This is a genomic window from Bradyrhizobium sp. HKCCYLS3077, assembly GCF_051167555.1.
Classification (GTDB): Bacteria; Pseudomonadota; Alphaproteobacteria; order Rhizobiales; family Xanthobacteraceae; genus Bradyrhizobium.
In genome coordinates this window covers 384142-397730 of sequence record NZ_JBNPTH010000007.1, presented here as the reverse complement: position 1 = coordinate 397730, position 13589 = coordinate 384142, and the positions used below count along the sequence as shown (strand labels likewise).

At 59.4% G+C, this 13589-nt stretch carries 11 protein-coding genes; 3 read left to right on the top strand and 8 right to left on the bottom strand.

Annotated elements, in window-relative coordinates; genetic code table 11:
- Positions 1-28: 28 nt before the first annotated feature.
- On the bottom strand, positions 29-916 hold the full coding sequence (locus ACQR0Z_RS27760) for a family 16 glycosylhydrolase (protein WP_434920744.1): 888 nt from the start codon (positions 914-916) through the stop codon (positions 29-31).
- A 249-nt stretch (positions 917-1165) separates the two neighbouring features.
- On the bottom strand, positions 1166-2230 hold the full coding sequence (locus tag ACQR0Z_RS27755) for an acyltransferase family protein (protein ID WP_434920743.1): 1065 nt from the start codon (positions 2228-2230) through the stop codon (positions 1166-1168).
- A gap of 663 nt (positions 2231-2893) precedes the next feature.
- On the opposite strand from ACQR0Z_RS27755, the gene ACQR0Z_RS27750 reads away from it, so the two are divergent.
- Positions 2894-3385 carry an acyltransferase gene (locus tag ACQR0Z_RS27750; RefSeq protein ID WP_434879664.1) on the top strand — a complete coding sequence of 164 codons (492 nt, stop codon included), beginning with the start codon at positions 2894-2896 and terminating at the stop codon, positions 3383-3385.
- Positions 3386-3432: 47 nt separating this feature from the next.
- On the top strand, positions 3433-4476 hold the full coding sequence (locus ACQR0Z_RS27745) for a Gfo/Idh/MocA family protein (RefSeq protein ID WP_434879709.1): 1044 nt from the start codon (positions 3433-3435) through the stop codon (positions 4474-4476).
- A 252-nt stretch (positions 4477-4728) separates the two neighbouring features.
- Here ACQR0Z_RS27745 and ACQR0Z_RS27740 read toward each other — a convergent pair whose 3' ends face one another.
- From ACQR0Z_RS27740 to ACQR0Z_RS27730, 3 genes are read right to left on the bottom strand one after another with little or no spacing between them, the layout of a single operon-like run.
- The gene (locus ACQR0Z_RS27740) at positions 4729-5874 is read right to left on the bottom strand and encodes a DegT/DnrJ/EryC1/StrS family aminotransferase (RefSeq protein ID WP_434920742.1); all 1146 of its coding nucleotides are present in this window, start codon (positions 5872-5874) and stop codon (positions 4729-4731) included.
- A 31-nt stretch (positions 5875-5905) separates the two neighbouring features.
- A complete protein-coding gene (locus tag ACQR0Z_RS27735; protein ID WP_434879708.1) occupies positions 5906-6871 on the bottom strand; it encodes an NAD-dependent epimerase/dehydratase family protein in 966 nt (321 codons plus the stop codon).
- A gap of 54 nt (positions 6872-6925) precedes the next feature.
- On the bottom strand, positions 6926-8026 hold the full coding sequence (locus ACQR0Z_RS27730) for a DegT/DnrJ/EryC1/StrS family aminotransferase (protein WP_434879662.1): 1101 nt from the start codon (positions 8024-8026) through the stop codon (positions 6926-6928).
- A 307-nt stretch (positions 8027-8333) separates the two neighbouring features.
- Between ACQR0Z_RS27730 and ACQR0Z_RS27725 the strand changes: the two genes are divergently transcribed.
- Entirely contained in the window at positions 8334-9974 is a 1641-nt protein-coding gene (locus ACQR0Z_RS27725; protein WP_434879661.1) for a glycosyltransferase, read from the top strand.
- A 146-nt stretch (positions 9975-10120) separates the two neighbouring features.
- Here ACQR0Z_RS27725 and ACQR0Z_RS27720 read toward each other — a convergent pair whose 3' ends face one another.
- The 3 genes from ACQR0Z_RS27720 to ACQR0Z_RS27710 are packed head-to-tail and all read right to left on the bottom strand — an operon-like array spanning position 10121 to position 13409.
- Entirely contained in the window at positions 10121-11665 is a 1545-nt protein-coding gene (locus tag ACQR0Z_RS27720; RefSeq protein WP_434879660.1) for a lipopolysaccharide biosynthesis protein, read from the bottom strand.
- Positions 11662-12630, bottom strand: a complete 969-nt coding sequence (locus tag ACQR0Z_RS27715) for a glycosyltransferase family 2 protein (RefSeq protein WP_434879707.1) — start codon at positions 12628-12630, stop codon at positions 11662-11664. The genes ACQR0Z_RS27720 and ACQR0Z_RS27715 overlap by 4 nt, the downstream gene beginning before the upstream one ends.
- Before the next feature lie 2 nt (positions 12631-12632).
- Complete coding sequence (locus ACQR0Z_RS27710) at positions 12633-13409, bottom strand: polysaccharide deacetylase family protein (protein WP_434879659.1); 777 nt, start codon at positions 13407-13409, stop codon at positions 12633-12635.
- Between the last annotated feature and the right edge of the window lie 180 nt (positions 13410-13589).

Genomic DNA, 13589 nt, shown 5'->3' with positions numbered 1-13589 from the left:
TTTCAGGGCCAAGTGCCCAGCTTGCGCGTCAGCGTGCCGCCGGGCCAGCCGATGACGCCGGGGTAAAACGATAGCCGTTCACGATCATGGTCATGTGCTCGCCGGCGCTGAACCCCTGGAAGCGTCCAGCCCACGTCACCATACCCGGACTGGCAGGATCGACAGACCACATTTCGATGAAAGGGCGCATCGGATGCGAGATGTAGAAATCCATCCTGCTTCGATCCCAGGTATAGACCACCGCGCCATTGATCAGCATCTCGACTTGCCCCGCGGCGCGCTTTGCCCGGATTCCGAAGCACATCCGCTTATGAGAAAAATCGCTGCCGGCGAACAGCCGAATGGTCGTTGTGCGATGCTGCCCGCCGGGCCACGCGTGCATCGAAACGTCCAGTCCGCGACGCCCTGCAAATTCGAAGTCAACCTCGTCCTTGGTATCCCTGTCGTAGATCCACAATGGCGCAACGATCACGCCTTCGCGCAGCTCCGGAAGCGTGACATCGGCCTCCCACAGGCCGTCATCCTGCGCAGCGGTTCCGTCCACTGCCTGCAGCTGCGGTGCGCCGTCAGCGTCGAGCCGAAGGAAGATCTGTCCGCCGCTGGGTTGCACATGATCGTACTTCCAGGCGATGGTACTGCCAGCGTTTGCCCATTCCGAGGCATGCCAGCGGGCCTTGTAGTTGAACTTGCTCATGTCGGAGACGTCGAGCGCGGGCAGGTTGCAGCCTTTGCCGTCGGTGTTGATAATCGCCTGAGGTAGCTGGACCGGAATGCGATCACCGGCGGCAGCAGCCGTCAGCCCTTCGAGAAATCCGGGTCCTGTCGTGGCGTTTGGCCACACCGTCATCGCGGCTGCCCCGCCCACCGCCGCAATCGCCGCGATGCTCAGGGCCCAAGCAGCGACATGTCGCTTCATCAATCGTGTCATCCTGATCGTCCCTGTCACATCACACGCAGCCAGATCGCAACGATCTGGTCTGTGTCAATCGCTCTCCGCAGCCACGCGGCCGGAAAGAGTTCCGCTGCCGACAGCAGGATCGTTCTACGGCCCAGCAGCGCTCGCCAGCAGAGTGGCCCGAACATAGGCGCGGGTGGCCGGCTGATTTTGGCGACACGCGCGGTCGGGCACTTGCGCCGGTAAGAAACCTCGTCAAAGCGGTTCTTCTCACAATGGCTCAACCGATTGCTCGCGATGGGCTCGCTGATCGACCTTCGCTGCGGGCGCTATGGTCGTTGTGGCCGCCGTGCCGGCCGTGTCGCTCGGTTGCGCCATGACCAGACCATGGAAGTTGGAGCGCCGGAGCAGACGGGTGAGCGGCAGTTCAAAAAGGCGATAGCACAAGATCGCCGCAATGCAGCTGACCAGGAGCACGATGACCGCATTCAGAGTGGAATGAAGGGGTGAGAACTTTTCGGCGGCGCTGACGACGAAGCCATGCGTCAAGTAGAGGGAATAGGAGGCATCCCCCAGGATGATCGCCAAAGGCAAACGTGGCCAATGTCCCGCCCTCTCGACGGCTAACGCTCCCGAGACGAGCAGCAGGCTGGGGAGACCAAGAAAGATCAGGCGAGGAACGCCGTCGCCGGGATCAAGGCCCATCGTGCCGATCACAACGAATGCCCCTGCACCGATAATCAGCTGGAGGAAGCCCAACCGGTCTCCGCCCCGCGGGCCGAGTGCACTCAACGCCATGCCGGCAACGAACTCCAGCAGAATCGGATCCGTGTAGGTTCGTGCGAACGCCCCATCCTTTGCGATCACAAAGCCCGCGACTATCAGCAACAGCATGAGCGATGACGAAAACAGTCGAGGACGGCCGAGCATGAGGCCTAGCGTAAAGACAAGGTAGAAGAACATTTCATAGTTGAGCGTCCAGCCGGCAATGACCAGCGGCCAGACATGCCCCGTCTGATCGATATATGGAATAAACAGGATTGACTTGATCAGGCTCTCGGCGTCGAAGGTGAAGTTACGGAAGAAATGTGGGATCAGCGACAAGCCGCACATGATCAGCGTCATGGTCCAGTAGAGCGGCGCGATGCGGATCAGTCGCTGGCGAAAGAAGCCGGCGGGCGTTTCCTGCGTCCCGACGGTGCCCATGATGAACCCGGAGATCACAAAGAAGATGTCGACCCCCGCATAGCCTTGAGCATAGGTCTTGGTATGGAACAGCACCACCATGGTCGCAGCGACCGCCCGCAGCACTTGGATTGACTCGAGCTTCGCCACGCACGCCTCTCTTGTACTCTGACGCTGGGGCAGCGGCCGCCGCAACGCAATTCGGCCCCGCGCAATGTCGCGGAATGTAGCCTTACCTGGGCCGCACGCGGCGGCAGAAAAGCCTATGTCGATGATCCCACAATAGCAATTGTCTCGCCCCGGCAGCGCATCGTCTCCCTCGGCAGCGTTAACGCGCCGGGATTGAACTCTTGCAAGCGACTTATCTGTAGTGCTTACCGGCCTGACGCCAATCGGCAAACCCCGGGGGGTGGCGTGGTGGGGGCGGCCCCGATGCCCCGGGCCGACGCCCGAAGAAGACTGCCGGCACAGAGATGCTGGCCTGGCTTTATGCCTTCCGTGCTCATGTGCTCGCCCGCTTGGGTCCGCTCCGCGGAGATGAACGACGGGCTTGTCTCGTCCGAATTAAGGTATTTAAATACCTCTTACTGATCTGCTCGGGCGAATTTTTTTGGAGCTACTGAGGAGCACGCGACAACAGCTGCATGCGGGGCCCCTCAGCCTACGATGTGAGATGTCAACGGAGGAGCATTAAGCAAGATACCTACAAAACTTCCAAAACATCCGCAGACAAAGTATGTGTGGGGGCGTGCCGATGGGCCTCCGCGTCAACGAACGAAGCCTTAAGTTGCAGCGTGAACAGGGAAAAGCGTAATGCCAATCGCGAGCTCCGTGCGTCTGGGCAAGGACGTGCAGATTTATCACGAAAGCCAAGTCAATCTTTATGGCTGCAGCGTGGGAGATGGGACGCGGATAGGCTCTTTTGTCGAAATTCAGAAAAATGCCGCGATCGGGGCGAGATGCAAGATATCGTCGCACAGCTTCATCTGTGAGGGAGTAACGATCGAGGACGAGGTTTTCATCGGTCACGGCGTGATGTTCACCAACGACCGCTTCCCGCGGGCAACCAATCCCGACGGCAGTCCGCAGACGGAGGCGGACTGGGCGGTCGAGAAGACGCTGGTCCGGCGCCGCGCCTCGATCGGCTCCAACGCAACCATCCTGTGCGGTCTGACGGTGGGGGAAGGCGCGCTGATCGCGGCCGGAGCAGTCGTCACAGTCGATGTTCCTGATTATGCGATCGTCGCAGGGGTGCCCGCTCGCATCGTCGGCAACACACGCAACGAAAAAAATCGAGCAGTTTGAGTCGTACGGCTCCCGTCTATTTCGGCAACCTCGAAGGATTTGAAAAATTGGTTAGCATAGGCCTTGTCGGATACGGATACTGGGGTCCCAACCTGCTCCGCAACTTCGTCGACTTGCCCGGCGTGACGGTGTCGGCCGTTGCGGATGCGAGGCTGTCTCAGCTCGAAGCCGTTTCGCGGCGTTACCCTGCGATCAGAACCACCAAGCATTTTTCCGATCTCGTCGTCGATAAGTCCATCGACGCTATCGTTGTCGCGACGCCCGTTTCGACCCACTTCGAGTTTGGCATGGCCGCTCTCAAGGCCGGGAAGCATCTATGGCTGGAAAAGCCGATGACCGAAACAAGTCATCAAGCGGAGCGGCTTGTCGAGGAAGCGGAAAAACGCTCGCTCGCGCTCTTTGTTGACCACACATTCGTCTATACCAGCGCTGTCCGCAAAATGGCCGAGCTGGTCAAGGCCGGAGAACTAGGAAAGATCCTCTACTACGACTCGACTCGGGTTAATCTCGGTCTGTTTCAGCGCGATGTTAACGTGATCGCCGATCTGGCGGTCCATGATTTTTCCATTCTTGCCTATCTGCTCGGCGAGCATCCCACGGCGGTATCGGCAAGCGGCATTAATCACTTTCCGGGAACGCCGGAAAATCTTGCTTACATTACTTTGTTCTACGATTCAGGTACGATAGCTCACACCAACGTCAGCTGGCTTGCTCCGGTGAAGGTCCGCCAGGTTCTCGTCGGCGGCAGCAAAAAGATGATCACCTATGATGATCTGGAGCCGAGCGAGAAAGTCAAAGTCTACGACAAGGGCGTGAGCTTCACCGACGACCCGAAGCAGATCCAGGAAATGCGGGTTGGCTATCGTATGGGAGACATGTGGGCTCCCAAGCTAGATGGCGGTGAGGCATTGCGGGTTGCAGCCGAGCATTTCATTGACTGTATCGCCAAGGGCGCCATCCCGATGACCGACGGCCGTTTTGGGCTGCGCATCGTCGAGTTGATCGAAGCCGCAACGAGCTCGATGGGAGGTCGGGGCGAAACAGTTCATATTCGGCGCCGGCCGGTCGACGAGGCGCCTGCGGGCACCTGAGGTCCAAGCACGATCTCACCCGCGGACGTCAATTCCAAAGCGGTCAAGAACAAGGACATGGGATCGTGGACGCCGTGAACAGCTTCAACGATCCAGGTGTCGTCGCGGCTTTGGCCCCCCGGCTTCTGAGCAAGTTGGCGACGAGCATCATGGTCGGGCAAGCAGCGGCTGGAGCCCGCGACCGCTCTCGGCGCGGCAGTTGCTCCAATCCTTCCGAGAGGCTTTGGTAGCCCCAGACGCACGTGTGAGAGACTATTTCGAGGGTCGACAGGCCTCGCCCAACGCGCTGACGACACGATCCTGCTCGGCATCCGTCATCTGCGGATACAACGGAAGGATGATGCTTCTGGTTTGCGCGACCTCGGATTCGGTCAGCTTGTGCCGATGTGGCATCTCCGAATAGGCCTTTTCCAAGTGGGCGCACATGATGCCGCGGCGAGTCGCAATTTCGTGGTCCAGCATGGTCTGCATGACCTGTCGCTGATCGCAATGGTTGGGCAACCGTACACAGAAGCTTTGCCAGTTGCTGCGGGCATAAGCGGGCTCGACCGGGACTCCAAGGCCGGGAATTGATGCCAGCAGTGCCATATAGCGCTCAGCCCGCTCGCGCCTCGTCTGGACGATCGTGGGCAGTCGCTTCAGTTGCTCGCGACCGACGGCAGCCTGAATGTCGGTCATACGGTAATTGTAGCCAACGACTGGGTGCTCTTCGAAGATGACCTTTGGCGATCCATGGCGCACCACATCGGGAACGCTCATCCCATGCTGTCTGAGCAGGCGAAACTTCGCAGCCCAATCGGCTCTCGACGTCGTCAGCATGCCGCCATCGCCGGTGCTCATCACCTTACGGGGATGGAACGAGAAACATGCCACGTCGCTGCGCGGGCGACCGATCATTTCCCATTTGCCGTCCACGCGGATTTCACTGGCGATGGCGCAGGCTGCGTCTTCGATCAGCACCAGGCCGTGGCGACGAGCGATGGCGACGATGCGGTCCAGATTACAGGGCATGCCCATCTGATGAACGCAAAGGATGGCCCGGGTCTTCGTCGTGATCGCTGCCTCGATCAGCTCCGGGTTGATGTTGAAGGTCTCCGGCTCGATGTCGACGAAGACAGGAATCGCTCCGCAATAGGCAATCGAGTTGGCGGTGGCAATGTAGGAATGGCTGACCGTGATCACCTCGTCACCGGCAGAAACGCCTGCTGCGAGCAACGCAAGGTGAAGAGCGACCGTGCAATTCGAAACTGCGACCGCATGTTCCGCACCGATGAACGCCGCGAATTCGCGCTCAAATGCTGCGACTTCGGGACCTTGCGTGATCCAGCCGCTCAGGATCACACGGCGTGCGGCATCCGCTTCCCGATCGTCCATGACAGGCTTGATAATCGGTATCATTTCAACAATCCCCAAATACGCGTACTGATGATCAGTTCACGAGCTCACGATTGGCGCGCCACCACGCCACCAGGCGCTCCAGCCCCTCCCTGAGATCCACTTCAGCCCGGAAGCCGAGCAGTTTTTCGGCCTTTGCCGTATCCGCAAGACGTCGAGAGACAGGATTCACCTTTCGCTCTGGACCATACTCTGGCTTGAGGTCCGAATGCATCACCTCGAGCAAGGCCGCGGCAAGCTCGTTCAGGCTTGTCTCGGTTCCGCTCGCGACGTTGAAGACCTCGTCTGAGATGTCGCTCCGCAGCGCAAGGACGTTCGCTCGCGCGATATCCTCGATATAGACAAAGTCCATCGTGGTTGAGCCATCGCCGAGGATCAGCGGCGGCTGACCGTTGGAGATCCGATCCATCCAGCGGATCAGGACTTCCGTGTACTTACCGTGGGTGTCCATGCGTGGGCCGTACACGTTGAAATAGCGCAGCGCGACATAGGGTAGGTCGTACATGTCGTTGAAGGAGCGAAGCAGGCCCTCCAGCATGATCTTGGAGGCGCCATACCACGTTCGATTGTTATAGGGGTGGTGGTCTTCCCGCGTCGGAAACACGTCTGCAAGACCATAGATCGATGCCGAGGACGCGGTGACCACCTTCTGAACACCTGCTGTCTGGGCGGCTTCAAGGACGTTGAAGCTTCCATCACACATGACGCCCAACGCCTCGCGCGGCTCGGCGGCGCAGGCGGTTATTCTCAGCGTCGCCATGTGGATGACTGCATCCATCCCCTTCGTGATCCGGTGCACGGCGGCAACATCACGAATGTCGCCTTCGATCAGCTTGACGCGGGGGTCCTTCAACGCCTCAGTGACATTCCGCGTCGTGCCGCGGCTCAGATTGTCGAAGATGATGATCTGCTCCGGCTTGTGATCGCGCAGCAGCAGGTCGATGGTGGTCGAGCCGATCAGACCGCATCCGCCGGTTACGAGAATTCGGGCGCCGTCGATTTCCATGTCGATTATCCCTGGTTGAATGTTGGACGATCGGCCTCACGGGCCGCATCAATCGCGATAATATTCGAGAAGAGCAGCGGCCACCGTCTCCTGCGCTGACGGCGCAAGCTCCGGATACATCGGAAGCGAGAGAACTTCGGCAGCGGCCTTCTCGGAATGGGGAAACTGACCGGCTTTGTAGCCGAGATCGGCGTAGGCGGGCAGGAGGTGAATGGGGTGCGGGTAGTGGATGCCGGTCTGAACGCCCCTCGCATTCAGTTGGGTCTGTAGCGCCTCGCGATTAGACGTTCTGATGGCGTAGATATGGTAGACGTGCCGGGCGTAGGGGGCTTCCGTTGGCACGCGCACACCCTTGTCCGCAAGCATTGCCGTATAGCGAGATGCTGCGGCACGCCTCTGCTCCGTCCAACCCTCGAGGTAACGCAGCTTGACGCGGAGGACTGCGCCTTGGATGCCCTCCAGTCGATAATTGTATCCCTTCAAGACGTGCTCATATTTTCTTTCGGCACCCCAGTCCCGCAGCATGCGTAAAGAGCGGAGGAAAGTCGTATTGGCCGTGATGGCCATGCCGCCTTCGCCATAGGCGCCGAGATTCTTGCCCGGATAGAAGCTGAAACAGCCGATGTCGCCCAAGCTTCCGGCACGCCGTCCCTTATACTCGGCGCCGTGGGCTTGGCACGCGTCCTCGACCACAGCCAAACCGTGATTTCGCGCAATCGCCAGGATGGGATCCATGTCGGCGGGATGTCCGTAAAGGTGCACCGGTATGATTGCCTTCGTGCGCGGCGTGATGGCTTCTTCGAGCAGCGCAGGGTCCATGCAATAGCTGACGGGATCAATGTCGACGAATACCGGCTTTGCACCGGTGTAGTGAATGGCCGAAGCGGTCGCAACGAAGGTGAAGGGAACAGTGATGACCTCGTCACCAGGGCCAACGCCGGCCGACAAGAGCGCAAGATGCAACGCGCTGGTTCCGGTATTCACACCGACGCCGTGGGGACTTCCCGAAAATGCCGCGAACTCCTTTTCGAATTCGGCGACTTCGGTTCCGAGCGTAAACTGGCAAGAATTCAAGACAGATTGGATGGCCGCATCAACTTCCGGCTTGATGGCCTGATATTGAGCTTTCAAATCAACGAAAGGGATCATCAGCAGTTCTCGCCTGGTTACATTCGCTTATGGGCTCTGCTGTATGACGACAGGGCCATATGAAGACCGCTCCGATAGCCAGTATCGCGCTGAGAAGGAGAGTCCCCGACCCGGCAATAGGTGACCGTTGGAGCGAAAAAGGTTCATCAACCAAAATATTCTAGGTGCCATCGGATAGGCAACGAGCATTTAGAATTAAGTATAACCGACGGGGTAAAGACGGCGGGCGGGTATTCCTGCAGTAGACAATGCACTCGATATGAATATGTTTTTTTTGACCTAGCCGACAGAGAAAGTATGTGACGACGTGACCGGTGGTATTGGCAACAATCAAGCGGGCGAGCAAGCGGGCATGCAGCGATCCGAGGAAGAGGCGCGGATTCTTGCAAACTTCGCCCGTTTCGACGCCGAGGTTCAATTGGCCGAGGCAGCCTACGCGCGGGGCGCGCTCGAGACCGCGGCGTTCTTTGCCGCCACTGCAGCGACCGTTGCAACCCACGCGCATTGCGGCATTTTTGCCAGTCCTCGCCTGGAACATATGCTCAACGCGATTGGACGCCGTATCGCTCCCCGCGACACGGGCCGTGAAGCCGGTCAGGGCGGAATTTGCAAGAAGGTGTTGCACGTCGGTTCAGAGGTCGCGGCGGTCGGCGGCCTTACACGAATGATCAGCCGTTGGATGGATGCCGATACCGAGCGCGTGAACTCACTCGTGCTCACGCAACACAGGGGACAGATTCCCAGCCATCTGACCGACGCCGTGAAACGCAGTGGCGGTCAGCTCACTTTGCTCAACCAGATGCCTGGGAGCCTGTTCGACTGGGCTCGCGCGCTGCGGCGGCTCGCCGCCCAGCATGATGCCATTATCTGCCACATTCATTGTGAGGATGTTCTCCCCCTGCTGGCCTTCGCAGACAAGTCCGGATTGCCGCCGGTGCTGTTTCTCAATCATGCCGATCATCTGTTCTGGCTGGGACCTAGCATTTCGCATCTGGTCATCAATCTCCGCGACGCGGCAGCCGCGATCTCAGTTTCGCGCCGTGGCGTCGAATCTCGACGGAACGTTCTCTTGCCGACCATTGTCGATGCGACCGTCAGACAATGTTCGCGCCGCGACGCCAAGATTCGCTTGGGCCTGGATCCGGACAGCCTCGTGCTGCTCTCGGTCGCACGGCGCCCTAAATATCGCACCTTGGACGGCGTAAGCTTCGCTGACAGGCACGTGGCGCTGCTCAAGGAGCACCCCAATGCCAGCCTTATCGTTGTCGGCGCCGGAGAACCCGAGGACTGGCTGGCGGCCAAAGCCAAGGTCGATGGTCGCATCATCGGGCTACCCGAACAGCCCGATCCGTATCGCTATTTTGAGGCCGCCGACATCTACGTCGACTCCTATCCCTTCGTCTCATCGACCTCCATGATGGAGGCGGGTGGCTACGGGCTGCCCCTGGTCACCATCTTCACTTTGCCGGACGAGGCAGATATTTTCGGCATCAATCACGTCGGTCTGGTCGGTACGTCATTGGTTGCCAGGACGTTCGACGAGTACGAGTCGATTCTCGGACGATTGATCGTCGATCCGACGTACCGGACTCAATGCGGCGAGGCCGTGCGTCGGGCCATGGAGGAATTTCATGTGCCGATCGGTTGGCATCCGCGGTTGGACGTGATCTTCAGCTACGCGATGGACCTTCCTCCTCGCGACGACGATTGGGCTGTCGGCGCCGACATCGAACGCCCGAGGCTCGGTGTGCTGGATGCTGTACATGAGGATATCGTCGGATCGACATACTCGGCTGCGGAAATCGAGATGATCTATATGGGAGCTCTGCCTTTTGGCCAGCGCCTCTCCCATTGGAGAACCATGCGGAAGCGCGGTGATATTCGGGGCGTCGCTGCAAGCGCACGCCTGCTGCTGCCCGAATGGTTAAAGCGACGGCTTAAGCCATAGTGGAATCTTAATCAGGGGCACCGAACCGAGGCACCAAATCCCATCCGCTTCCAGGTCCAACTGCGCTGCGGGTCGCGGCGAGCCTGAACATTCTGGCGATCCGCGCTCCGACAGACTTGTAAATTGATCCGCCATCCAGGACTGCTTCAGCTTGTAGAGCGGTAGCCTGCCTTCTCGGTGATTTTGCCAAGAATGCCGCTCAGCTGGATCGAGATGCGATTGCGCAACGCTGCATAGACATTGGCCCGGGCGATGATGCCTCCCGCCAGAGCGAGATAGACCAGTCCCGACGTCGCTGCACTGACCAGCAATTGCACGAGCACGTGAGTGTCTGGCCGCGTCACGAGCATGCCGGCGAACGCTGCGATGACTCCCGAGGCGGCCAAGGGCAGAATGACCTTGAGAGTGTCACCAAGGCTCACCGGTGTTCCACGCGTCGCGAATGCGAAGCAGGGAATGAGCAAGATGTTCAAGATCAGGGCATAGGCCGCAGCGATCCCCACCGCGCCATAAGGTGCAGCGATCAGAAAGCCGGCGCCGACGAGCGGAACGAAGACGAGGCCCCAGATGAACATCTGTCGTGTTCGCCCCAGTGACATATAGATCCAGCCCGCGGCGTTGATCGGGACGCCAGCAAAAATCGATGCTGCCAGCCATTGGAAGATCGTCACCGATTTTTCCCAGCCGGGACCGTAGACGATCGTGATCAGGGGACCCGATCCAGCAATAAGGCCTGCTGCAACGCCGGCTCCCAGGAACATGACGAGGCCAAGTGCATCCAGCAGCGCCTGGCGCCAGCGTTCTGGCTCATTCTGTAGGCGGCTGAGGGACGGCTCGACACTGGAGCTGAGCGGGCCGTTGAAGAGATTGAGCGGCATAAGCATCAGCTGGTAGCTACGGGAATAATATCCGAGCTCCGAAGCGCCGAAACGCGAGCCAATGATGATGTTGTCCAACTGGCGGTGAAAGAAGTTGACGACACTGAACCCCGTCAAATAGACCCCGAAATGCAGCGCACTTCGTGCACCGCGCCAATCGCCGACAAGGCTCGGTCGCCAGCGGCAGACGATCCAGAGCGTCGAAAGCGTAACGACATTCGCGACCAGGACCGTGACAACGAGCGCCCAGTAGCCGAGATCGGTCTTCCAGGCCACGAGAATGCCTGCGGCTGCACCTGTGGCATGCCCCAATAGTCCCGCTCCTTGCAGGGCCATCCAGCGCATCGAGCGCAGCAGCAATGCGGTATGCTGTGAGCCGAGCGCCGCAAGCGGAAATACGATCGACAGCGCCATGATGACGTCAGCGACCCGGGCGTCGTCGAAGAACAGGGCAGCCAGCGGCGCCAAGCCGCAGACCACCGGGACCAGCAGGCATCCGATGCCGACTGTGATAAAGAACAGGCCGCTGACGGTGTCTTGATCGATCTGGGAACGCTGAACAGTGGCCGAGGTCAAACCGAACTCGGAGAAGATGCCGATGAAGCTGGTCACCGCAGTGGCCATGGCTACCAAGCCGAAATCTCCCGGCACTAGCAACCGAGCCAGGATTGCAGTCGTCGCGAACTGGATGAGCATGCGGATCGGCTGCGCCGCCACCGCAACCACGCCGCCCAGGACCGTGCGGCGACCGAGGTTCTCGGCAAGATGATCGGTGTTCAAGGCGCGCCGATTGCGCTCCCGTTGGCTGGTCATTTGGAACGTCGCGTGAGAGGCTTGTCGGGTCCATTGCCTCGGAAGACGATTGCGATGGCGTCTCGCAGCGGGCTGTCAGACAGCAGCGATCGTGTGGCGCGGGTCGGAAAAATGGCGAAGGCGCGCCAAATGGCCTTCAGCGCCGCCGCGCGCTCGCCATTGCGTGCACGAAACAAGGCGGTCTCGACGAAGTAGTAAAAGAAGTGCTGCATCGTCTCGAAATAGGACCTGGCAAAATCGATAGGCGAGCTCCAGAGTCGCCATTCTGGAACGGCGTGTCGGAAGAAAATTCGTCTTGCAAAGGCCACCCGCTTGGTCTGAAGTTCGTCATAGTGACCGGTGGGTCTCTGACGAAACAGAACACAAGGTTCTGGAACAAATCCGACGCCGAAGCGGCGCGCAATCCTCAGCTGCCAGTCCCAGTCCTGTCCTCCAATCAACCTCTCATCAAACAATCCAATCGCCTCGCGGACGCTGGTTTTGACAACAGTCGCGCCAATCTGAGGGAAATAGCCGCTTAGCATCAGCTTGACGAGCGCTCCGCCCTCGGGGACGTGCGGCGGCCAAGGCCCATAGATCGGCTGCCGTTGCGGATCGGTGTTGATGATCTGTCCAACGACCATGCCCAGTTCAGGCATGCTGGCCAATAGCTGCAGATGGCGCCGGATATGATTCGACGTCCAGAGATCGTCATCGTCTAGAAAGGCGACGTATTCGCTCGTGGCGGCTTTCAAGGCGATATTGCGCGCAGCGGCGGAGCCGTTGACCGATGTGTGCAGATATTTGGCTCCGAACGCCTCGGCGATCTCGCGGGTCTCGGGGGAGGTTCCGTTGTCCCCCACAAGGATCTCGAAGAAAATGTCGTCCTGCTCTACAGCACGAATGCTCGCGAGGGCTTCGCGGAGCAGAGCCGGACGGTTGTTGGTCGGGACAACAACAGAAACTGTTTTTCTCGCAGGGGACACGGTCAATACCACTCTTCCCAGTCGTCAAATGCGCCATCGAGCAGCGCCGCGAAGATCCGATCGTCGTCCATGGAGGTTACGAACGTACGTGGAATGGTTCCAGAAGGCCGGGTGTTTTCAGCCTGGGCATAGATCAGCTCATATCCGGCTGCTTGTGCAGCTTGATGTGCGAACGACGTCCAGTTTCGTGACTGGCCGAACGGAATGGCAAAGCAGTTGACAGGCAAACCCAGCTGCGATTGGAGTCTCGCTCTGGACTGTTGGAGCTCATCGATCGTCCTCTGCTGACCGAGACGCCCGAAGTCAGGATGCGAGACGGAATGACTTCCGATCTCCACTCCCATCCGCGAAAGCTCGCCGAGTTCGTCCCAGGTGAGCATGCGCGGTCGATGCCAGTCCGAAGGGCGATCCATGAAGTCGGTGGCCACGAACAGCGTCCAAGGGATTTGATACTCGCGCAGAATCGGGGCGGCGATCATCAGCGTGCTGCGCCAGCCGTCGTCGAATGTGATCGAAAGGTCTCGCGATTGGTTTTCGCCGCGCGCGATCCGGCTGGCTGGGACGAATCGGTAGCCTTGGCCGAGCGCAAATTCGATCTGACGCCGAAATCGGCCAGGCGAACAATCGTTAACGCCAAGGTCGGGCTGCCCCACGGAATGATAGCACAGCAGGCGCCCGGAGCGCTTTGCTCGGCGGCGTCCAAACATGGCCAAAGCCTTGCGCTCGCAATACAGGCGTACTTTGGCAGCCCGTCGACGCCATCGAACCCTGTCTGTCAATTCTGCTCTCATCTCGATCCGGTGGCGCTGCTGTCCTTCAGATCGGCACCGATCAAAGGGAATTTATCCCGGTCACAATAGCACGGGACGCTTCCAAGATGCACTGCGGCAGTGATCATCTCTTTGCACTAGTCTTAACGCCTCGGCATTATACGGCGGTGCCGGGGCTCATCTGTGGGC